Origin of the sequence: Paraburkholderia sp. BR14312 (assembly GCF_040948675.1) — a bacterium.
Taxonomy (GTDB): Bacteria; Pseudomonadota; Gammaproteobacteria; order Burkholderiales; family Burkholderiaceae; genus Paraburkholderia; species Paraburkholderia nodosa_A.
Map to the genome: position 1 here is coordinate 22,712 of NZ_JBFPKI010000027.1, position 23,206 is coordinate 45,917.

A 23,206-nucleotide genomic window follows, 5' to 3' on the forward strand; every position below is an offset into this window, starting at 1 on the left:
GTGGGTGTTGTGGGGCAAGCGGTCGGACGTGGAAAATCTGTATGTATGAGCGTTGCGGCGTAGTGACATGAGATCTGAAATGTCAAATGGCGTGAAACTACGACGAAGCCTGGAGATCACCTGACGATCTGCAACAGCAGCGCCTTCCACTTCACAATCGAGTGCGTCAGCCTTCAGCCAATAGAGACGCCGACGATCTTGCCGGTGCAGGCGCGGCGACACACCTCAATGCCGCGCGCTGGGATCAGTCGTCATCAGTCGCTTGAGATCCTTCGGGGGCAGTAAACCCTCAAAAAACCTAAAGAGCGCTGGACGCATTGCCGTTAATTGCTGCGTGCACGGTTTGACTACGAAGCCGACTCCCGCATGGAACGACAGCCGCGTTGGGGATCGCAACACCGACTTCGAACTGCGACGAACTCGCGAATCTTCAACCCTTCGTGCCAGTACCCATTCACCGCCTCTCGGACACGGGCAACACCGTCAGATACTTTCTAGAATGGCAATATTCACGATAAAGCGGATCAATACTCCGTTATTTGGATCGGTCCAGCAAGGCGGCGAGCCATGGCATGCTGAGTATTCCGCCGCGGGGATTCACACGCATATCAATATTGACGACCACTCCTTGGATGCCGTATGTGCCGCACTTGGCTTGGATGGCTCCGCCGCTACGAGCGACGCTGAGCGCTACGTCACCGGCCGATATCGGGAGTGCGCGGATGGGATGCATGGTACCGCTCTCGGTGATTTCGGGGAGATATTGACCTACCTGCTTTTGCGAAAAGACGGCTTTGAGGTTTTCCGGATCAAGTCTTACACGAATGAATCAAATGATGAGGAAGAGGAAGGTCGAAAGTTTCCGACGCCCGACTACATTGTCATCCGCGACGAAGAGCCAATTGCTTATGAAGTCAAGTCGACCGAAGGGCTGCAATACCTAGCGCTTCATCAAACGGCCAAGAGGTGGACGTATCTGCAACCCTGTTCGTCGATTGCAGTGTGCCGCAAACGCGCTCTACCTCAACTGGGTTGGGTGGCTGGCAAGTTCAACATTCAGAAACACAAACTGCGCCAACGCAACGGCGAAATCGTCCCCTTCCCTTCGAAGGCGGGGACTGCAGTGGCGGTTGTCGTCTTTGACGGCCGCCTTGATCAACTTCGTGGCAACGCTAAAAAATACAAGACCCCGGCCGATTGCCGCAAGGAAAACCGAGACTGTTGGACATGCGTGCCCAAAGGGCAACATATCGAACATGTCACTATGCCAAACTCACCTGGAAAGTTGTCCTTTTCAGGTGGTAGCAATGAGAATGCGATCGACGTGCTGCGTGCATACGAACGCTGGAAACAGGCTCTGGACATCTACGACGTAGCGGCGGCACGTCACACACTAGAGAAACTCCTGGGCGCGCTTGAAGGTTGGTTTGGGTCGAATGAGACCAACGAGCCTGAGACACTTCGCGACTTTTGGTCTGTCTACCTTCGAGACAGTATGCGCGCGCGTGGAATGAAGACGAATCTTGAGATGCCTTCGTCTGCAAGTGATCTGCAACGGTACGGCGTCGCGGCGCAAGGGCTGCAAGACGTCACCGAAACGCGCGAAGTCGAACAGGCCGCGCACGCGACGATGGTGCAAGAAGCGGTTGCGTCGTTTGACCATCGGGTGAAAGCCTCTACCGAGGCAAGGGACTCTCCGGACCGGCGAGTAACGATGTCCATGTCGGCGACTGTGGAAAAATTGGATTTCTGGTTGATGAGTCATTCATGGTGGGAGGGACGTACTATCGACGATGAGCAAACCTCGATAGCCGTCGCGGATGACTTACTCGTGCTCGTTCTGGAAGCTATCGGAGGGACGCCTCGATACAAGCCAGTTCGAGGCCTCCAAATGACCGAACTGACTGCTCGAGTCGGTGAGACGACACTCCAGTTCGGCTGGTCTCTAAAACAGGCTTACGTCGCTCGCTCCGTTACGGATAGATATAACGATTCGAGAAAAATACACCCCTCCGCCTGGCACATTCTTCTTGATGTGCTTGAATCCGGTGACCCAAGGGCTATGCTCACTGTTATGCGCGACGGACGAGCCAGACTTCGCATCGGACGCGAAATCTTCCAGCCGTAGAAAATTGAGTAGATTAGCGACTGCTCGGCCAGTCGTCCTGTCCTCTCGCGAGAACAGGCGACTGTGCGATATCCGTCGAGCATGATTGAGACATGATCAACAAACCGCTAGCGTCGACACAGTCTTCGCCTTGACAGCGCAATTCTTCCGATCCACCCGCGAGAATGAAGGATGGTGCTTCTACCGCCCGGACTGCAGGACTTCTTGTTCGAGTGAAGGCTCTCGGATGACGCCCCGTCAATCCCCTTTCTTCTGAATCAATATCCTGTAAAAGTAGTTTGACTTCACAAGGTGGTGCAAGTAGTGCATCTCTCGAAAAGCACAGAGCAGCTTACGCATGAAGTCGAGGAAGTACATCGTCTGCGCTTTCTCTTGCTCCATACCCTCCAGTTTCGGATAGTACGTGATGCATTGCGTCGTGTCGTCATACTCCGCTTTGTAATGTGCTATTGCATTGCGCAACTGATTGTCGACTGCATCCTTATCGAAGAAGAACCAACAGTTGTCCAGCCAGTCAGGCTTAGAGCCGAGCGAGACGTCCGCGTAATCGTGCAACGACTTCGGAGCCTTCCTCTTGGGTCCAAGGTCGGAAAACGCATTGTGGTCACCACGGTGTAGCAGATTGTTGATGCCTGCGACGATCACCAATTGCCGGTTGATGACCTCGGCAATGTCTTTGTATAAATCCTTGTACTGGTTGAACTTGTCGGTCGAAACCCGAGCCGGCGATAAACCACTGCCTCGGTACTCGTCGTCGAAATCGAGCATCAGTGCGGGGCGCAATGCCAACTCGGCGTCAAGAATCGCCGGATAGAGCTCCAGTCCATCAAGCTGAACGTTGCGCAAAAATCGAGTGCCAACCAGATGATCGATGAAGACATCGAGCTTGGCCTTATCCTTTTTCGCGAGATAGAACAGGAAATCCGGATAGCCTTCTGCCGTCTCCTTCACGCTGCGAAAATTCACAAATGGTTTGAAGGCGAACGAGATGAGAAGGTACAAGCCTGCGTTGATGTCTTCGGGTCTGCTCGATTTGAGCTTGGTCTTCAGAAATTTCTCGACCTTTATCCTGAAAAGCTGCTTGTCTTTTGCTGAGTACAACCGGATCAGGTTGCGAATCTCGGACTGCATCTTATAGACAAGGTTTAACTCGTTCAGCCTCTCGTTATGAAGAGCGAACCTGTCTGAACCAATCTGCTTGACCGCCATCATGAATGGCGTGTGGCCCATGACGTACTTCCCGAATTTGACCGGAAAATCCAGATGTAGGTCGACAAAATTCGTCTCGTCATCGAAAGGTCCACTTGCGGGGATTTCGCGTGCCCCGACCAGACCTTTTCCTTGGCCAGGCTTCCAGCCAATCGTGAAGTCGATTGGTGAGCCGCACGAAGGGCAGCAAAAGCGGAAAGGCTGCACTTCACGATTCGACATTCCAACGCGCAGGTTGGTCTGGACATCGCACGTGTCGCAGACGACGGACATCATTACATTCATGTTTGAGGTAGATATCAATTCGAGGCAGTGCCTCGATTCATCGAAACTGAACGATACCATGTGCACGATTGCCATTTCTGCAAGCTAGAGCGGGATTGTGCGGTTGATTGGAAAGTCTCCGGTCGGCCGGCGAGCGATCACTCGCTGGCGGCCGCGCTATCAAAGCTCGGTCTGTTCGGCCGACCGCTCGGGATTACTTGGCTTGCGATGGCGATACCAGTATGCTCTGCGTTGGATCAGTTCAATAATCCATAGCAGACTGAAGACGGTTGACATAGATTGCGTTGAGGTCAGTTCAAACAGCCTAGGGGTGTCCCGTGTATCTAGCCGAGATCCGCATAGAAAACTTCCGATCGTTCGGCTCTGGAGAACGGGCTTTCAAGTTGTCTTTAGACCCAGGTTTGACGGCGCTGGTTGGTGAAAACGATGCAGGAAAGACTGCCGTTATCGATGCCCTGCGGTACGTACTGGGTACCCGCGATCAAGAGCAGTTGCGCGTTGACGAGACCGACTTTCATCGTTCGTCGGAAAGCAAGCATGCTGATCAGATAACGATCAGGCTTATGTTCCGTGATTTGACCAAGACCGATCGGGGAGCCTTTGCCGAATTCCTGACATACGAGGGGGGTGGGGAAAGTCGGCAGGTCTGCCTTGTCCTGACTTGGACGGTAAAGCGCACGACCGCGGGTACATCGCGCCGCGCGGTGTCGCCCGAGTGGCGCACGGGGGCCAATGGCGACGGGCCGTTGCTTGACTTCGGTGCTCGATCCCTGTTGACCGCGACGTATTTGCGGCCTTTACGCGATGCTGAACGAGCCATGAGCGCCGGCAGGGGCTCCAGGTTGTCGCAGATCCTCCAGCACACCAGTGAGATCAAGGACACCGGGGTAGGATTTGACAGGAATAGTATGCCCTATCCGGATCCGACGACCTTGAGTGTTCTGGGCCTGGGTGATTTCGCAAATTACCTCTTTCATGAAAGCCAAGATATTAAGAAGGCTGGCGACAAACTCAACGATGAGTACCTCAAGCCGCTCTCCTTCGCGAAGGACCTTCTACGTGCTCGCATTGAGGTCGCGGGAAGCCGAGATGATGCAGCCCGTTTGCGGCAACTGTTGGAAAAGCTGGAACTGACACTTAGTGCTGCCACAGATGAGGGTAGTGCACACACGCGAGGTCTCGGTTCAAATAATCTGCTGTTCATGGCCTGCGAGTTGCTACTGTTGGCGGCAGAGAGCGACGGTTTTCCCTTGCTACTGATTGAAGAGCCTGAGGCGCATCTCCATCCGCAGCGTCAACTGCGCTTGATGGCGTTCTTGCAGGCCCAGGCGAAGAAGGTGCGCGCTGACGGACAGCACATCCAGATCATCGTGACTACCCACAGTCCCAGCATCGCTTCGGATCTGTGTCTCGACAGCCTCGTCCTCATCGAGCAAAGTCGGGCATTCCCTCTGCGAAAGGGGATGACCAAACTCGACAATTCAGACTACCGTTTTCTTGAGCGGTTTCTCGACGCAACCAAGTCCAATCTCTTCTTTGCTCGCGGGGTAATGATCGTTGAAGGAGATGCCGAGAACATCTTGATGCCAGCTCTTGCCCGTCTCCTCAATCGAGACTTCGCCGAGTACGGCGTCTCCGTTGTCAATGTCGGTGGTGTGGGCCTTGGGCGTTACGCCAGGATATTCATGCGTACCGATCCAATGTCGGACGGCGAAATTTCCGTGCCCGTCGCATGCGTGACCGACATTGACGTCATGCCAGATTGCGCCCCCGCGATCGTTGGGAAGGTCAAGCCGGGCGAGGAAATCCCAAAGCGCCCACCGTCGAAACGCCTGTGGCGGGTCAAAAGTGAGTTTTCCAGCACAGAACTGGCAGAACGCCGGCAGAGCCGGATCGACAAGGCGTCGGGGCAAAACGTCCAGACATTCGTTGCTGGCGAATGGACCCTTGAATATGATCTGGCCATCTCGGGCTTGGCAAAAGAGGTTTGGGAGGCCGCGGTACTCGCGCTGGCCGACGAGCGTATTCATAACGGCAAGGTGACTCGCGCCGACGCTATCAAGGAACGCGCTACCGAATTTGCCGCGCTTTCTGGACTCCATGCGGAGGCGTTAGCTTCACACGTCTACGCGAAGTTCGATGCGGAAGGAGCTTCAAAAGCGGTCGGTGCTCAGTATCTCGCGGAGCTTCTCGAAGAAGCGTTTAAGAAGGGAGCGCTGGATCCTGATGGACTGTGTTCAAAGCTGCCGGACTACGTGATCGACGCGATTGGCTACGTGACGAACCCGCTTATGAAGCCCGCTACGGCGTCACGCGCACCTGTGGCGGCGATGGAATGAATGCCGTGACTACGTTCAACATGGCTCCCATCACCGATCATGAGATCGCATGGGCGGCTGAGCTGATGGGCTTGGGTGCAGAAGGATTTGCCGTGATCGACGGCGATGACAGTCGCCTCAGAGCTATGCGGAATCTGGAGACTTGTGATTTTGAAGCTTGTCCAGGCAGCGGCAAGACAACGCTTCTAGTTGCCAAGCTCGCGATCCTCGCATCTCGCTGGCCTTATCGACAGCGTGGCATTTGTGTGCTGTCCCACACCACAGCAGCGCGTGATGAGATTGACCAACGCCTCAGCGTGACCGGTCCAGGTGCGGCGCTCGTTCGCTACCCGCATTTCATCGGGACGATTCATGGTTTTGTCAACGAGTACCTGGCACTTCCCTGGCTCCGCTCCAAAGGAAATCCGGTACGTCTGATCGATACGTCAACGGCGTTGAAGCGCCGGCACCAGAAGCTTGAATGGAAATGGCGGATGGCGATGGAAAAGCGCGGTCTCGACATACATGCGCTTCAGTACGACAAGCCGGACTATTCAGGAGCAAACAAAGGCACACTTTCGCGAGATACGGATCTTTGCCGAGCCATGGAGGCCGCTGCACGTTCCGTTAGCGAAGAGGGATACTTTTGCTTCGATGAGATGTTCATATGGGCCAACGAACTCCTCGATCTACGTTCGGAGGTTGGCACTGACCTATGCATGCGCTTTCCTCTAGTGTTCATCGACGAAGCGCAGGACAACAGTGAGCTTCAATCCGCAATGCTGTACCGCATCTTCCGTAGAGGGGGCGGGCAGTCTATTCGGCAGCGGTTTGGTGACTCGAATCAGGCGATCTATGCACATGCAAGTGCAGACGGGGCGCAGACGGATCGCTTTCCCTCGATGGCGCCGCAAAATCTGCCTCGGAGCTACCGCTTTTCCCAGGGAATTGCAGATGCTGCGAAGGGACTTGGCATTGTTCCTCAAGCCTTGAATGGTGCTGGACCTACACGGGCCCGCGTGACACGTGATGCACTACCGCCAGTGTTATTCCTCTTTGACGACAACTCCGTCCGTAACGTCTTGCCTCGATACGGCGAGTATTTGATGACCGCGTTCAGCGCCGAGGAGTTGACCGCAGGGATATTCACTGCGATCGCAGGCGTCCATGAAATGAATGAGGGAAAGAGCACCCCGGTTCCGCGGGCAATGGGGCACTATGCTCCTTTCTACAACCCCATCATGGTACGAAAGGAGGCAGTCCCTGGCACGTTCGACCAATATCTGTCGAAGGCCTTGCGCGAACTGAATGAGAGGGACAATGCCCAGGTGCTGGTGAACGCTTTGGCATCTGCTCTGACACGGTTGAGTGAACTTGCAGGTGCAGTAGGGTTGAAAACGCAAGCGCGAAAATCTTCGCATCGCAGGCTCCTAGAATCTCTTGAAGGCAGCGCAGGAGAGGCGGCCTACCTTGATCTCCTAGACAGAGCGCTCCTTGCGGAGGGTAAGTTTAGCGACGAGGAATGGGAGCAGGCGCTGCCGTTAGTCATGGGAATCGTGACTCAACTGACGGGGGGGCGCGCTCTCACTCAGGAAGCCTCCGCGTTCTTGGCCAGATTGGACGTTCCGCCGAGCCATGACCCAAATGATGACGGGACAGAGGTCATGTCGGACAACTTTTATAGTCATCCCCCACAAGATCCGAAGGTCCGCATTCGCTTGGGATCGATCCATTCGGTCAAGGGTGAAACTCATACGGCAACGCTGGTGCTAGACAGCTTTTTCTACAAGCATCACCTAAGCGAGTTAAAACCATGGATTTTGGGCGAGCGGACTGGCGGAATGAAGAAGAAGTTGCGAGGTAAGCCAGAACCGGAAAACTCGCGCATGCTCGGTCGTCTGAAGTTACATTACGTGGCGATGACGCGACCTTCCCACCAGCTCTGCCTTGCTATGCGACGAGATGCATTCAATGACGGCGAGTTGGAACTTCTCAAGTCGCGGGGGTGGCTGACGGTGGACTGTTGCTCTCATGAATTGTTCTTGGACCCGTGTTGAGGCGAAATTGTTTGGCTCGCCTACGAGCCGCGCGGATCATCGACGACGAGAATTTAGTCAAATCGCCATACTAGGAATATCGCGGGACTTAAAATGAAAGCATCAAATCTAAAACGAAGAATCAAACTGAAGGCACTTCAACTCAAAGCCAATCTTGCAAACGCCATCGCAAAGCCGCTGCCCTTCACAAAGGAGCAGTTTCTAGGCGATTGCGCCGAATATTCCTTAATTGTCGACGGCGTGAAGCGCTTGATTAAGCCTGCTCGATTCACCATCTCGATGGTTGACGAGTCGGAACTTTTGGCCGAAGTAAAAAAAGTCCCAGGGGACGACTATTACTTTGTCAAAGTTAGCAAGCCGGCTCTGCTGGCCCCGTGTTTTGATTTTCTTGAGCCTGGAATTGAAACGTATTTCAAGCGTCACGCCCCAGCGCTTGATGTGAACCGGGATCTCTTTCACAGAATGTGCATGTCGTGCGCCACCATCATGGCGTATTGGCACGAAGCAGCGCATGTTGTATGCGGTCACCTAGACTATCAGGAAAAGAACGGAAAACTGCCCGCACCCGACTGGACTGGCGACCCCGTGTCGTTTGAACCGTGGTTCGACTGCAAGGTGCATCCGCTGCTACCAACCAGAACCATGGAGCTTGACGCTGACATTCACGGGGCCCAGTTCGCTCTAGGCCATGCCATGCATACAAGCGAAGTATTTAGGAAGGTGAGTCAGGAGACATATCTCCGGGCTTTCGCAGTCGGAGTCAGAGGATTATTTGAATACCTTACCTGGGGGGAACCGCATGAAACCCCGGCCGCGACCACGCCACACCCCGCGCCCATCACGCGGGCCTACGTCGCCATCACGCATGCAGTGGCGCGGCTAGACAAGATGGGTGTTCGTCCCAACGACATAGAACGGCTTCAACAATTTGCACAAGCCGTCTTGCTCGATTTTGAAATTCAAGACCTCGGAATGACAGTGAATCCTGAGGCGTTGAAGGTGGCTCAAGAAACGGAACTGAAACTTTGGTCAAGACGGTATAAGGAGTTCGTTCCTTTTCAACCGATATCTGCAAACCGCAAGGCAGCGTGACGGTGATTGGTCCGCCGGTGATTGCCCAATTGCGTTTGGGCTGACCACACGAACTGCTCAACGCGTATCCACCCTGACGGGGCGGCCGTTCACGAATTCGGCATCGGCGCCTCATCAGTTTGTCATCTGCAAATCGCTGATCAACTGTTCCTTGGAAAGACTGCCAAACTCAGTTCGTTTGAGCTTCAATTTACTCAGCATAAAGTTATTTGAAAGCTCGAATGAGTTCAAAAGCGTATACCAATTGAGAACATAGAGTTTCATCTTGGGATCGCCATCCGAAACGAGACCTGGCTCCCCCTTTGAGTTGAGGCTCTGAAGTTCTCGCGCGATATGCTTGTCGGCTGAGGATATTTTTCTTCCTACTACAATTAATTCAAAATAAATATTATCCGCGTCGAATTCCGGGAAGCCTCGAATTATGTCTGCATAATCCTCTAGCTGACGTAGATGCTTCTTATTTAACGAGACTGCTGGGCGCTTTATTTCAATAATGAGACACTTGTAAATCTGCTTTCCACTCGAATCGAAAGTGGGGGTGCGTCTAGCCAAAAATAGATCTGTCTGCCTTTGCGCGCCTTTCAGATCTATCAGATCCTCAACGTCTTCCTCGTTGATCGAACCCTTCGCCATGGCTTCATCACGAAATTTCTTCGCAATTTTGGTAAAGGTGTCCTCTTCTGCGCCAAGAATTGCATATTTCGGACCAAAAAGCCAAGTATTGTTTTCGATGATCTGCTGGAGATCGGGAGTCTCGAGTACGTCACGATAGTGCTCATTCATGACATATCGTAGTTTGTCAACTGCAACGGCGCGTCGCTGAAGAACCTCAATGGTAGAGACAATGTTCTCCAATGTCGTTCGTTTCAACTGATCGGCAAGCTGCCTCGTGGACTGCTCGTCCAAATCCAGGGCACCATTGAGAACATCGAGTAATGCGTCATTTTCATTAGAAACTGCCAACCGATCGAGCAGACGAATAATGATTTTCAGTTGCTTCTTGCTGGCATTGTTGAAGACTTGAGGATCAGCAATGTAAATTTGCTTTATCAGCTCGCGAGCATGATCGTGTCGCCACGCCCTCTCGTGCTCATCCAATCCCTCATATAGAGGGAAATATCCTTTCTCGTCGTAATTTTTTACAACTTCATCTGCCTTCTTCCGAAGAAACTCTTCGTAGATGGAGTTTGTCACTGCTCCAAGCTGCCGCCAAAACTTCTTCCAGGTATCGGATGTAAGCGTATGAGCCTCAGGATCAAAGAGGCTGACTTTCGCCGAAAATGTATCGGCCCAAGAAGATGTAATGCATACACTGGTGAAGAAATTTGGCTTGTTGTTCAGTGTACTCAATGTTTTGTATATCAGTTCCCCTCGGCCATTCATCAGGTAAATGTATGATTTTTGGGAGGTTGGCTTGTCCTCCCATCTGATGACTTGGACGTCAAAGGAATTGTTCTCTGCAACAAGCTGCTTTTGGGTAACTTCGTTCGCGGGGACGTTGATGGATATGCCGTTAACTGTTAGTACCTTGCCTGGTCGAACTGCAAGAAACCACCCAAATTCGGTGGAGAATTTCTCACGCAACGTACTAACGCCAGGTAAGTTGACGGTAAAGTTGGTTAGTTCAACTAGTGTTCCTTGCCGTGCTGTCTGCAACGCAGCGCGCTGATCGATCGGCTTTAGTGGGGCACCTGAATAGGCCTTAATGTCTGTCGCATCGACTTCGATGACCGCATCGCCTTTAGGGGAGCGAGTGTACCAAGCGGCATTTCGGCACAATCGGTGGAAGGCAAGGCGACCGCGTCCATGTGCCCCGTGCTGGCCGGGATCGGCCTTCTTCGACGAGTCGTAGAAGCGACCAAACGTCTCTTTCAAGGTGGTGTGGTCAATACCTTCACCGTTGTCAAGCACACTCGCGATGTCCACCGCATGCATGTCGTTTTCAACGAGCGTCACATCGACTCTGTTCGCTTTGGCGTCAAACCCGTTCCATACCAATTCGAAGAGGGGCTCCCACCGTTCGATGCTTTTGAAGTGCTTCTTTATGCCCTCATTGCCAATCTGCGCAACACCTGCGAACTTCGCCAATTTGCTCATACCTTCCCCGGCCATCATTTATCTTTGCTGTGACTATTGTCCAGCGCTCGCTGGCAAACGCTCGACGCGAAGGCTCACGGAGACGATGCGAGCGTCAATGGTATATATGGTACCTGAAAGGGACTATTTCTGTTCTTTTGAATCTATCTCGCACGGTACCGGCTTGGAATGTTGCCTCGAATCGAGGAAGCCTTGCCCGGCCTGAACCCAAGGCTAAAGTGAGATCGGTGACCAGCTGACCATGACAGTATTGTCGGCCACGAACGAGCGGGGTGATGTGCCCGAATTGGTCATAATGCAAAATGCATAAATCGATTCGAGGCAATTCACTCCTTGCTTCATTTGTGCAAACGGACCCTCAGGAATGTTGGAAGTGCCTGGTTACTGGTCCTATACCTCGTGACACGGCTATTGCCGCATCAATCACTGCCATGCTTGAAGTTTCAGTTTGCGCCAGGGGTGTCCTCCCAATTTCGGTGATGACGGGCTCTACGGCTGGCGCGTCCCTGAGCCCGCGTCGGGTATCACGTGGGGCGTCGGACCATGATCCAGATCTTCTGCTCGTCGGCCGGCTGCTCGGGCCACACGTGTTGCTGGATCTCGAGAATGATGTAGTCAAGCGCCGGCAGATATGCACCGTCTTCTCCTGCCTCCGCGTCCTTCGGGATCGAGATCGTGTCGCCCGGCGTCAGGTGCGCGAGGGGCGCGGACTTCGTGAGTTTCAGTAGTAGCTCATGTGGCTCGGCCACGATGAACGCATATTCGTAGGTCGTCATGGTCACCCCCCCATCGTCGCCTTGCGCGCGCGAATGAGCGGGGGAACGCGATCCATGCAGTAGGCGAAGGCGAAGCTCGCAACAGACTCCTGGCTATACGCATCGTGGTGGTCGAAGATCTCATCCTCGATGTGCTGGCGCACGGGCTCGATCCAGTCTTCGTCGTGGCGCGTGGGCCGCCGGCCCTGCTCTGCCATGCGCCAGTAGAGGTCGCCCATCTGGCCGTAAACCTTGCAGGTCTCCAGTTCGTTGTTCACGTTCGACCAACTTTCCCCGTAGGCCAGCGCGCTTGCCGAGCTCGCCAGCATCACCGCGGCGATCGCCGCATGTCGCATATTCATTATGGTCCCCGGAATTCGATTACATTGCGCGCGCAATTGTCTCATCTCACCAGACTGCCCACTCCTCCTGATCAGGAGGCGAGCGCTCTAGCAGCTTGCCAATGAGCGCATCGAGCGTCTGGTCGGGCTCCGCGGGCCGCTGCGCGACCACGGGCTTCTTCGCCGGCTGCGGGCAGCGGGTCGGGTGGCGCAGCTGTTTCAGGCGGTCCTCCTTCAGGCCGGCCGCCACGTTGCGGTAGAGCTTGCGCGCCTCCTTCGGGTCTTTCAGGTCGCCGCTCGTGCGCACGAACATGCACCCGGGTAGCGCCGACTTGATCGGGTAGTTGATGCGGCGCATCACCTCGGCGACCGCATCGAGCCCGTTGCGCCCGATCTCAATGTCGCCGAAGAGGGTGGGCAGGTTGTCCGTGGCCCACTGCGCGGCCGCGGCGAGTGTGTTCATCGCAGATCCTGCATCGCGATCATCTGCTCGCGCGTCTCTTCGGTCGTCAGGGCGTCCACCGCGGCCGCCGCCCGGCGGCGCGCGGCGAGGCGCACCTGCTTGGCGTAAGCCAGGCGCGCGAGGCACGTGGGGATCATCTGGGTGATGTGCTGGTCGCCTGCCGTAGAACTCGATAGTCCTGTCACCGGCTCGACCTTGCGGCGAGGTGCTCAGCGCCGTACGTTTCGACACAATCAATGTGCTCTACGCTAAGTCGCCGTTGGGATTGTCGATCTCATGCCGCCAGTCGTCTTCCCAGGCGACGACGCGGGCGCCATCGTTACTGGGCAACTGCGTCTTCGCAACGAGGGACGGCCGGTGTGCGGCGCCCACAAGCAACACGCTCTTCATAAAGGAAGACTGCCTCGCAAAGGCCTCTATCCGTTAGCGACAGGTCTGCGCTTTGCGGTTAGGTCGACGAATACACATCCATGCAAATGACCGCTCTCGCGCGTTACGTCAGGTGCTATCCGGCCATCTCCAGTCGTTCGTAGGAAGCGTTGGCGAGACATTCAAACGACTAAGGCAACTCGATAGCAGATGTTGGCGCTCGTAGTTTCCGCTAACCATGACCACGGATTTTGCTAGCAACGGAAAGGCCTGAGTTTGGCGCCGGGCAAGTAATGCCCCCGATTCCGACACGACCAAGTCAACCGGACCGTCGTCCCAGATGCTCACGACGTTGGCTCGCAGCGGTGCGGTTGCCAAAGGCGACACGTAGCTGATCTGCTGGTCGATTGCTGGTTTGGTAATGGGAGTCGGAGTGCTCATGAATAGCCCTTGAAGAATGCAGACATCACGCGCCACCCAATCCAGTGCGTGACATCCGATTCGTCGGAGCTAGGTGCCGCTATGCTCGGTACCGCACACAGAACACGCCCAATCCTTTCGCGCCCCTGAACGCTGCCCTATGCTTTCCTGACAGCGAAAAGGGGAGACATGATGTCCGATAACCTTGATTTAACAAAGGCGCTCGATGAGCGAGCGGTGGCGATCTGCGGCAAGAATTGGTACTTCAATGGCGGCCTGGATGGCGAGCCGGCGATATTGGACGCGCAATATGGTGCTGTAACTCCAATATACGGGCCCGAAATCCCAATTACGATTCGAGAATTTCCCAACGACACCGATGTCGCGACCTCAGTCGTGTACGACGAAACACGAACGTGGGCCTCCTCAATGTCACAGACGCTGACGCAAAGCTTCACGGTGAACCAATCGATGACCATCAAGGTTCCCCTTCCATTTCCTATCCCGGGATTAGCCGGAGCCGAAGCCCAGAATGCCAGCAAGTTCGAGATTTCTAAGTCGCAGACACAGAGCAGCTCTTTCAATCAGCAGCTGCGCCTGACGTACAACATACCCACGATCCCGCCGCGGAAAAAAACGATCCTTACCGTTCTCCTCACGGAGATCATGTACAACGTGCCATTTACGCATCAAGTCGCGATCTCTGGAACGGTCGACTTTTCAACGCCGGGATTCAGCGGCCCGGACCCGCATACACATGTCGACCTCGGGGAGGTATTTACGAGATTTCCGCACCCAAAGATAACGGTTGCCGGACCGACATCGATCATCGTTGTGATCTCTGGAACGCTGGGCGCTCACTTCGGCAGCGATAGGGATAGATATCCAACAACGGTGTCGAATCTTCCTTAGCGATACGAAAATACTGGAGCACAACAATGTCAGACATCGGAACCCCAGACGGCATTCACTACACGGTTTTTTCCACGCGGGAGATCACGCAGCCCACGGCCGCATGCGGATTCAATGACATCGGCGTAGAGAACCCAGGTGTCTTCACCGTTGAGACACGCAACTACGAAGAGTGGCGCAATGGCAGCATCTTCACTCACTTGTAATGACGATTGACTCTGGATTACCGAGCTGGACGTAAAGCATCACATCAACCAAGGTTGCCCAGGTGCTAATCTTCGAACGAATCGCATCTTCACTCTCGCCAACGGAAGCGGAAAGGTTGGTCAGAAATTTTCTGTACCAATCTTGAACCTCCGCGTTGATGTCCACGTTGGCGGCCATCTGGAGGTCAGCAACTTGATCGCTCGTGAGCGCTGTTCCAGCGGCCTCCAGCTCCTTGAGGATTTCGGTCACAAACACCATTCTTTGCATCCCAGTGACCACTGATCTCCAGGTCAGCGGTCGAAAGAGGTTGGAGAAATTCGCCGCAACGGGGACGTAATTCGCAACACGGAGCAATAGGCGGGCGATAAATGAGGCAGAATACCTTGCGTCGACCGGCAAAAACGTCGCGATCGCAGAGGTCGCGCCAAGCATGAGCAGTGCATTTCCTACTGTGGCGTGGCCGCTGTCTACTGAGTGTGTGTCGCACGCGCTCGTGATTACGATCGGTGGATTTTGAGTTAAACGTTCGCGTAGCTCCCAAACATTAACCCGAGCTCCACCGATGATAAGACTACCGACGCCAGTGTCGTCTTCAGCAACGCCATGGCCGTCAAAAATGACGATCGCGCCGTCAAAAGCGTTCCACGCAGAAACGAAATCTTCAACGGTTTCCACGTCCACGATCTTCGTGGACACAGGCAAATCACCATTGTCTAGCTCCATTGCCCCGATGGCCGCCTCAAGGAGCCCACGAATTGGGTCATGCTTGTCGAAGGAACGAATGACGAGCACCTTCGAGAAATTTTCCACTTTTAGGTGTACAGCTCGGCTCACAACCAACTGCTCCAAATTGACATTGCCAGGAGTCACCGGCACTCGGCTAGTCTCGTACGCCATCATTAATGGTAGATCGTCGACCGGTACCCATTCAAGAGGTAGATCCGTGACAAGCTTGATACCCTCACGACACTCAGGTTTCGGATTTATAAGAAGCTGCTGATACTCAGGTGCGATGGAATCCGCCATGTGCTGCATCGCTTCTTTTGCAGCCGCATTGACTTTAAATCTTCTTCGATTGTTATTGCCGCGCGCCAAGTGAGCAATCTTCGATAGGATCGATCGGACAGAGTTTATAGAAGGCTCAATTCTTACAACCGGCGTAAGTGTGCGCGCGGAGAAGACGGTTAGGGACGTTGAGAACGTGGCTAACTCATCGGTACTGACCTGCGTTAAATATCTAACTGATTTTGAGCGCATGAACGCTCGTAACTTTTCGGAATCAGTTTTATAGAAATATGTGCTTTGGCGAATGGTTTCCAAAACAAACTTTTGCAATACCGGGTCCGCCTTCTTTAGATCGTTGTTTTTTGTGAATTTATTCGAATAAAAGCGTCCTAATAGTGATGGAGCAGCCAAGGCCAGTCTATAAGGGGGAGCTCCATCCTCTTTAAAAGAGGAGAGTTGTTCGCGCCGATGAAAAACCTCAGCTGCCGCCTCTACGACTGCGTCGCGATATGCCTGCTGTTCCATCAATATCGGCTTCACCTCGCGGGAACGAACGCCGTAGCAGCAAGCGGAAATTTGGTTGATTGAAGTTATGTTGTGTGCGGTGGGATCATACAACAGGTCTTCCGTCTCAGATGGCGGAGTCGAGCTTGTCACCTCGTCAAAAACTCTCATCAAGGGTCCCATAGGGCCTTCAAAAGCGCCTTCTGTCAAATGGAGATTTCGAAGAGCATCACGAAATGATGCCCAAGTAAGACCTGTAAGTGAAATTCGACCACTCTGGACTGGCGAGGTCGACAAGTGGACCCACTTCAGAGAAGTGTTTGGTAGCAGTTCGTCTACTCGATCGGCCGTTTCGTCGTCCGTCAATACGACCTTAAATGGGCGGTCATCGAAGGCTTGAGCCGCCTCGACGAGTGAATCGATATAAATTGGAATAATCAAATTCTCAATTATTCGTGCACGTCGAAATCGATAGATGGTTTCCCAGTCCGAAGATAGCTCCCGCACATCAGCCGGGAGTCCCGCAGCGCGTACGTGGAGCAATGAGGTCTTCATCAAGTTTTCAGAATACAGGCGAAATATGCTTGCATCCTCCAATGGTTCCCTCTCGAAGGGAACAAAATAGACTATTCGATATCTTCGATCGAGAAACCAACCACGGATCGCATTCATGCGTTGCGTATCTGATGATTTTTCCTTTCGCGCTTGTTTGTTAGCCATATAATGATCCATGCGTTTTAATCTCCGAAATGTCGGAGTGCTTTGCTAGATGTGCCTTGGGTTGCGACCAAGCGCCGACGAAGACGGAGCCGTTCTCTCGACTAGATTCGGTCGGTGTTAACATTGCCGCAGCCGCGCCTCTGCGCCGTCCAGTTTGCACCGGATCGGCTGTCCCGCGTGAAGTGAAGTGGCGCATTTAATGTCGCAACGGTGACATTTTTAATGCGGTCTACGATGTGGGGCGTATTCTACGCCTCGTGAGCCGCCATTCTTTTATATCGGCTCTAATGCCGTCGCGAGTGACCGGGGCGAACGTGGGTTGACAGATGAAAACGCATGGACTGACGCGAAGTGCAGGAGCTGCGCTTTCATCTCGCTGGCGTTGAGGATTGCGGGTTCACCGACACCGGGCAAGCCGGCAGGTTCGGCGGAGGGCGGGGCGCGCGACCGCATCCGGCGATTTTAGAAATCGTATAGTTTTATACGTAAACAATACTATTGTGATAAGAATACTTATCGTACAGTCGTTTTTGGCGAAGGTTTTGAGAAAGAATTGGGGCTTGGTACCTCAGCTGAGGGGCGCTGACGACTCTTCCGAAGGGTCTCTGCATCAAGACAGCAGACGTGCCGCCACTCACACCGCGACTTAGCAATGCAACTCTTACGGGGGCATCATCTCGACGACGTGGCCGTCGCTCAGGTCACGGCGCCGCGCGTGGCGAATTCAGGCGCACGCCAGGTTTCTTCGGTAAGCACTTGGCGCAGATGCTCAACGGCATCCCACACATCCACGTGGCGCGTATACAGCGGTGTAAAACCGAAGCGCAACACATGCGGCTCCCGATAGTCGCCGATCACGCCGCGCGCGATCAACGCCTGCATCACCTCGTAGCCGTGCGGATGCTCGAAGCTCGCGTGCGATCCGCGTTGCGCATGCGCGCGAGGCGTGACAAGCGTGAGGGGAAATTCCTTGCAACGCGTCTCGATCAGTTCGATGAAAAGGTCGGTCAGCGCAAGCGACTTTTGGCGGATCGCCAGCATGTCGGTTTGCAGGAATACATCGAGTCCACATTCGACCAGCGCCATCGAAACCATCGGCTGCGTGCCGCACAAAAAGCGGCCGATGCCGTCGTCGGCGATATATGTCGGGTCCATCACAAACGGCGCACGATGCCCCCACCAGCCTGACAGCGGCTGCTCGAACTCACTCTGATGACGACGCGGCACCCACGCGAACGCAGGCGAACCGGGACCGCCGTTCAGATACTTGTATGTGCAGCCGACCGCGCAATCGGCGCCGACACCGTTCAGATCGACGGGCACGGCGCCCGCCGAGTGCGCGAGATCCCACAGCACTAGCGCGCCCCTGTCGTGAACCAGCTTCGTCAGTGCGGCCATGTCGTGCATGTAGCCAGTGCGGTAGTTGACGTGAGTGATCATCGCGACGGCGACGTCGCCGGTGATCGCCGCGGACAGCTCGGACGGATCGTCGACGAGGCGAAGTTCATAGCCGCGATCCAACTGCTTGATGAGCCCTTGCGCGATATACAGATCAGTCGGAAAATTCGAGCGTTCCGACACGATCACGCGGCGCTTCGGGTCGCGCTTGTCCTGCATCCGCAGAGCCGCCGACAACGTCTTGAAAAGGTTGATCGAAATCGTATCGGTGACGACGACTTCGTTGTGCGCTGCACCGATCAGTGTCGCAAGCTTGTCGCCCAGTCGCCGCGGCAGCGAAAACCAGCCAGCCGCGTTCCAGCTGCGGATTAGCCCTTCGCCCCATTCGGCGCCGATGACGGTCTGCGCCCGCTGTGCAGCCGCGACGGGCGGCACGCCGAGCGAGTTGCCGTCCAGATAGATGACGTTCGGCGAGAGCGCGAACTGGTCGCGCAAGAGTGCGAGAGGGTCGGCCGCATCGAGTGCGAGTGCTTCTTCACGTTGATTCATGATAGTTCGCTCTTGTCATCCGAAAGAGAAGCGCGTTCGTGCGGAACGCGGTGATACGGTTGCATCGGTTTCAATGCCTGCGTACCGCAGGTTTGTTGCACGAATGACGCCGGAAAAACACCATCCACGTCACCTCGCAATCTTGAATACCGACACGGCGTCCTGCAGCCTGGTGGCCTGCTCATCGAGGGAAAATGCCGCCGCAGCGGACTGCTCCACCAGCGCAGCATTTTGCTGGGTAACCTCGTCCATCTGCAGGACCGCCTGATTCACCTGCTCGATGCCTCGGCTTTGCTGCTCCGACGCGATAGCGATTTCACCGACGATGCCTGAGACCTGCTTGATCGCCTGCTTGACAGCATCCATCGTCACACCGACCGCGCTTGCCTGCTTCGCCGCGTGGTCAATCGCTTGGACCGATGAATCGATCAACTCCTTTATTTCCTTCGCGGCTGCAGCCGAACGCTGCGCAAGGCCGCGCACCTCACTCGCAACGACGGCGAAGCCCCGACCTTGTTCACCAGCGCGCGCCGCCTCCACTGCAGCATTCAGCGCAAGAATATTGGTCTGGAAGGCAATCCCTTCTATAACAGCCGTAATTTCCGAAATCTGCATCGAGCTGCTGTTCATCTTTCCAATCGCACGGACCATATCCTGCACAGCATCGTTGCTCTCGTCTGCTATGACGGCTGCCTTCATTGCGAGATGATTGGCTTGCGACGCGTTGTCAGCATTCTGTTTGACTGTCTCCGTCAGCTGCGTCATGCTGGCAGCCGTTTCTTCGAGCGACGCCGCTTGAGCCTCGGTACGTGCGGACAGATCAGCATTACCACTAGCGATCTCTCGCGACGTTACCGTTACTGCATCGGTGGTCGCGTGGATGCCAGTGATGAATTTCGCTAGCTGGCTGTTCATCTTCCGCAATGATTGCATCAAACGTCCGACCTCATCCCGGCCGTAACTTTCGATACGTGAGGTCAGGTCTCCGCACGCGACGGTCTCCGCCACGGAGACTGACTTGCGCAGGGGAAGGACAATGGTCCTCGTGATCAGGAATGCGTGAGAGAGCCCGCCGCAAGCGCTAATCCAATCAACCCAATTGTGACTTCTACGGCCAGCCGGTAGTCCTCTGCTTCAGTGGTTCGAGCAATTTGGCTTCCGCTTCTGGTGAGCTGGACTTCCGCTTCGATCAATTTGGCGACAGCGGTGAACGCATCGGCAGACCCTCCCGTCGCGAGCGAGCGGGCCGAGGCAAAACTTCCCTCACCCTGTTCGGAAAGCGAAAGCAGTCTGTTATCCATCTCCAGATAGGATTTCCACGCCTTCCGGGTTTGCTGGTTGAGCTGATCCTCTTTCGCTGACGAGATGAGTCGCCCATATGCTTCGATTTTCGCGTCGAGTGTGCGAAGCGCAAAGTCCCTCATGATGCGCTGGGATGCTTTTTGCACGGGATCCGTTTCAAGCACACTTCGTAGCGTTGACTTGCGAACGTTGTTTGCCCATGTACGAATGTCCCCAAGCACATGTTTTCGGCAGCCAGCTATCGGCAAACTGAACTGCCCCGTTGTGCACCCGAGCTGTCTGGAACAGGGCGACGGAGCCTGTCGCGCAAAGAAGGATTAGCACGAGCGCAAAGCCAGCGCCAAGTCGGACGCCAATTCGGACGTTTGCAAGGGAAGGTCTGCACAACACGTTTTCAGAGCGCTGATCTTTCTCCGCGTTAGGCATATCAGGCGTAAGCGTTTGCTCGCACGTTGGTCGTCTGGTTTTTCAAACATGACGACCATTGTTTGCCGAGACTCACGGCCTGAACCCATGGGCGTTTCACGCTTTGCCTAAAGCCCTGCGCGACATCCAGAGGTTGCCCAGCGCAAACAGTGTCGTAATCTGCGCGGTGTTCTTCATCAATCCTCGGTACCGCGTCTTCGTATAGCCAAACTGCTGCTTGAGCACGCGGAACGGATATTCAACCGTGGCGCGCACACCAGCCTTCAGACGCTCAATCTGGTTGTATATCGCGTCCAGACGATTGTTCAGGTCCAGTTGTCGACGCTTGCCCGGTCGCATCGCAACATGCCAGCGTACCGGACTCGCCTGACAGCGCTTTTCAATACCCTGATAGCCGGCGTCAGCGTACACATCCTTTTCCTGGCCGTGCAACAACGCTTCGGCCGCATTGATGTCGTGAACGTTGGCCGCCGTACCAATGACGGTGTGGACCAGACCCGACTCTGCGTCCACGCCGATGTGCGCTTTCATCCCGAAGTACCATTGATTCCCTTTCTTCGTCTGATGCATCTCCGGGTCCCGTTTGCCAGAGCCGTTCTTTGTCGAACTGGGCGCGCTAATCAAGGTCGCGTCGACCGCTGACCCTGCCTTCAACATCAAGCCTTTTTCACTCAGGATCTCATTGACCAGTGCGAGCATCTGCGCGGCCAGACCGTGCGTTTCGAGAAGATGCCGGAACCGCAGAATCGTGCTCTCGTCCGGCAAACGCGTCATACCTTCGTCCAGCTGCGCAAACTCACGATACAGCGGCACGTCATAAAGCGCCTCTTCCATCGCCGGGTCTGACAGACCAAACCACTGCTGCATAAAGTGGATCTGCAGCATCGTCGCAACTGGAAACGGCGGCCTTCCAGTCTTACCCTTCGGATAGTGCGGTTCGATCAGCGCAATCAACTTCGACCATGGCACAACGCGCCTCATCTCATCGAGAAATTCCCGCTTGCGCGTGCGTTTCGTTGAAAGATCCAGACCAAGGCCGAACTGTGTCATCGAGGAACTCCTTTAACTCGCGTTCTTCCAGGATAGGCCAACCAGACATCAACTCCAGGACTTTTGCAGACCTTCCCAAGAAGGTTTCGCATAACGGGATCTGTCTGAGCGAAAATGCAAAAGCGCTGGAGTTCACGACCGATGGTGCCATTCCTGGTCGATTCCTCCAGCTTCCGCGGAAGACATCCTAGAACTTGTGCCGGATTCCCGTTACCGCCACGAACTGATTACCCGTTGAGGACGCTGAGAAACCCGTGATGTTCGCGACCGCCGATTTGTCAGTAGAGTCCGTTCCCCTCGCATGCTGGTAAATCGCGGAAATATAGACGTCAGTCCGCTTCGACAGGAAATAGTCGACACCTGCGTCGACCTGATGATAGGTCGCGTGATTGACGCCGTAGCCCTTCGTATAGTCGTAGGAGATACCCAGATTCAGCGCGGGGGTCACGAGATACTTGAAGCTGACCTCAGCATTGTGGAACGCGGCGTTGCCATGATAGTGCAGCGAATTCAGGGCACTTAGTGCGCCAAGTCCCCGGAACTGGGTGTTGGTGTACATCGCACCAAGCGTGGCCTGACCCAGCTGATACGCTGCGCCCGCTGCAATGATCTGCTGCGTGCGCGCTGACGCATAGCCCGAATAGACGGTACTGGCAGTCATGTTCGACGCTGTCGTGCTGGACGTCGAATTGTTGCCGAAGAACGAGAAGTTCGGGTCTCGCACATTCAGGTATGCTGCGCCGAGGGAAAGCGGACCGTTGTCGTAACCTGCGCCGAGGGACCAGATCTGGTTGGTGCCAAGGTGGCCGGCAACGCCACCCAGGCTGTACAGTCCGCCGAATTTCAGGCCTGCGTAGTCGACGCTCCTGAACTTGATTGCGTTGTTCACCCGATTGGTGTTCTGGAGGTTGTCAAGATCACCGGGATGCGCGCCATAGCCCGTTGCCCACTGTGCAGCGGATTCAAAGCGCGCCGTGTAATCCACTACCGCATCGTACTGGCGGCCCAGTGTGACGGAGCCGAAGCGATCCGATGCCAGTCCGACGTAGGCCTGGCGACCGAACAGGTCTCCGCCTTGCAGCAGTTTTCCGTTGGTCACGCTAAAGCCGTTCTCGACGGTGAACAGCGTCTTGAGTCCATCGCCGAGGTCTTCGACGCCACGCAGCCCCCATCGGCTGCCTTGCATGTTGCCGCTCGCCAGCGTGTAGAGCTTTTGACCGCCGGAATTATTATTGAAAGCGAAGCCCGCATCGACAATGCCATACAGCGATACGCTGCTTTGTGCGTAGGCGTGGCCAAATAAGGACATCATTGCCGCGCCGGCAAGCAGACTCTTTCTCACAGTGATCTCCAGGTGAATTTGAACAGACTGAATAGACGCTTCGCGTGTGACCCGCGATGTCAGCGTTGGCGCACTCTACCGCCTCTGTTCTCCTGGCGTATTCGAAATCAAACAAACTGGCTTTGCGCCATTCGCAAAGCTTTGCTATGCCGAGGGGGGATGCCGATCGTTTGTCCGCTGCAGGTCTGCGATCAGATGATCGAGACAGAGGGTGGCGAGCCCGGTCAATGGGCGCGTCGATGACGTCTTGACCTGCA

General features: G+C 54.9%; 16 protein-coding genes and 1 pseudogene. 6 read left to right on the plus strand and 11 right to left on the minus strand.

Features of this window, described 5'->3' with window-relative positions:
• The first annotated feature begins 499 nt into the window (after positions 1-499).
• Positions 500-2,128, plus strand: coding sequence for a hypothetical protein (locus tag AB3X98_RS40490; protein ID WP_368606670.1), 1,629 nt, complete (start codon positions 500-502; stop codon positions 2,126-2,128).
• Between the two features lie 237 nt (positions 2,129-2,365).
• On the opposite strand, the gene AB3X98_RS40495 is transcribed toward AB3X98_RS40490, so the two are convergent.
• Positions 2,366-3,613 carry a hypothetical protein gene (locus tag AB3X98_RS40495; protein WP_368606669.1) on the minus strand — a complete coding sequence of 416 codons (1,248 nt, stop codon included), beginning with the start codon at positions 3,611-3,613 and terminating at the stop codon, positions 2,366-2,368.
• A 326-nt stretch (positions 3,614-3,939) separates the two neighbouring features.
• On the opposite strand from AB3X98_RS40495, the gene AB3X98_RS40500 reads away from it, so the two are divergent.
• The 3 genes from AB3X98_RS40500 to AB3X98_RS40510 all read left to right on the plus strand — a co-directional run bounded on the left by AB3X98_RS40500 (position 3,940) and on the right by AB3X98_RS40510 (position 9,089).
• Complete coding sequence (locus AB3X98_RS40500) at positions 3,940-5,961, plus strand: ATP-dependent endonuclease (RefSeq protein ID WP_368606668.1); 2,022 nt, start codon at positions 3,940-3,942, stop codon at positions 5,959-5,961.
• Between the two features lie 5 nt (positions 5,962-5,966).
• Complete coding sequence (locus AB3X98_RS40505; RefSeq protein WP_368606667.1) at positions 5,967-7,997, plus strand: UvrD-helicase domain-containing protein; 2,031 nt, start codon at positions 5,967-5,969, stop codon at positions 7,995-7,997.
• 93 nt (positions 7,998-8,090) lie between these two features.
• A complete protein-coding gene (locus tag AB3X98_RS40510) occupies positions 8,091-9,089 on the plus strand; it encodes a hypothetical protein (RefSeq protein WP_368606666.1) in 999 nt (332 codons plus the stop codon).
• Positions 9,090-9,203: 114 nt separating this feature from the next.
• Here AB3X98_RS40510 and AB3X98_RS40515 read toward each other — a convergent pair whose 3' ends face one another.
• The 5 genes from AB3X98_RS40515 to AB3X98_RS40535 form a co-directional block, all read right to left on the minus strand.
• Positions 9,204-11,204, minus strand: a complete 2,001-nt coding sequence (locus AB3X98_RS40515; protein WP_368606665.1) for an ATP-binding protein — start codon at positions 11,202-11,204, stop codon at positions 9,204-9,206.
• Positions 11,205-11,710: 506 nt separating this feature from the next.
• A complete protein-coding gene (locus tag AB3X98_RS40520) occupies positions 11,711-11,962 on the minus strand; it encodes a hypothetical protein (protein ID WP_368606664.1) in 252 nt (83 codons plus the stop codon).
• Positions 11,963-11,964: 2 nt separating this feature from the next.
• Positions 11,965-12,303, minus strand: coding sequence for a hypothetical protein (locus tag AB3X98_RS40525; RefSeq protein ID WP_368606663.1), 339 nt, complete (start codon positions 12,301-12,303; stop codon positions 11,965-11,967).
• A 46-nt stretch (positions 12,304-12,349) separates the two neighbouring features.
• Positions 12,350-12,745 (minus strand): hypothetical protein, encoded by a 396-nt coding sequence (locus AB3X98_RS40530; protein WP_368606662.1) that lies wholly within the window; start codon positions 12,743-12,745, stop codon positions 12,350-12,352.
• Positions 12,742-12,882 (minus strand): hypothetical protein, encoded by a 141-nt coding sequence (locus AB3X98_RS40535; RefSeq protein ID WP_368610430.1) that lies wholly within the window; start codon positions 12,880-12,882, stop codon positions 12,742-12,744. The genes AB3X98_RS40530 and AB3X98_RS40535 overlap by 4 nt, the downstream gene beginning before the upstream one ends.
• An 841-nt stretch (positions 12,883-13,723) precedes the next feature.
• Here AB3X98_RS40535 and AB3X98_RS40540 point away from each other — a divergent pair.
• Both AB3X98_RS40540 and AB3X98_RS40545 read left to right on the plus strand, forming a co-directional pair.
• The gene (locus AB3X98_RS40540; protein ID WP_368606660.1) at positions 13,724-14,446 is read left to right on the plus strand and encodes a hypothetical protein; all 723 of its coding nucleotides are present in this window, start codon (positions 13,724-13,726) and stop codon (positions 14,444-14,446) included.
• Between the two features lie 26 nt (positions 14,447-14,472).
• A complete protein-coding gene (locus AB3X98_RS40545; protein ID WP_368606659.1) occupies positions 14,473-14,652 on the plus strand; it encodes a hypothetical protein in 180 nt (59 codons plus the stop codon).
• On the opposite strand, the gene AB3X98_RS40550 is transcribed toward AB3X98_RS40545, so the two are convergent.
• The 5 genes and pseudogenes from AB3X98_RS40550 to AB3X98_RS40570 all read right to left on the minus strand — a co-directional run bounded on the left by AB3X98_RS40550 (position 14,639) and on the right by AB3X98_RS40570 (position 22,949).
• On the minus strand, positions 14,639-16,894 hold the full coding sequence (locus tag AB3X98_RS40550; RefSeq protein WP_368610431.1) for a CHAT domain-containing protein: 2,256 nt from the start codon (positions 16,892-16,894) through the stop codon (positions 14,639-14,641). The genes AB3X98_RS40545 and AB3X98_RS40550 overlap by 14 nt on opposite strands.
• 684 nt (positions 16,895-17,578) lie before the next feature.
• The gene (kynU, locus tag AB3X98_RS40555; protein ID WP_368606657.1) at positions 17,579-18,829 is read right to left on the minus strand and encodes a kynureninase; all 1,251 of its coding nucleotides are present in this window, start codon (positions 18,827-18,829) and stop codon (positions 17,579-17,581) included.
• A gap of 129 nt (positions 18,830-18,958) precedes the next feature.
• Positions 18,959-20,557: pseudogene (locus AB3X98_RS40560) on the minus strand (methyl-accepting chemotaxis protein).
• Positions 20,558-20,653: 96 nt separating this feature from the next.
• On the minus strand, positions 20,654-21,607 hold the full coding sequence (locus AB3X98_RS40565; protein ID WP_368606656.1) for an IS5 family transposase: 954 nt from the start codon (positions 21,605-21,607) through the stop codon (positions 20,654-20,656).
• A 187-nt stretch (positions 21,608-21,794) separates the two neighbouring features.
• Positions 21,795-22,949, minus strand: coding sequence for a porin (locus AB3X98_RS40570; protein ID WP_368606655.1), 1,155 nt, complete (start codon positions 22,947-22,949; stop codon positions 21,795-21,797).
• Positions 22,950-23,206: the final 257 nt, after the last annotated feature.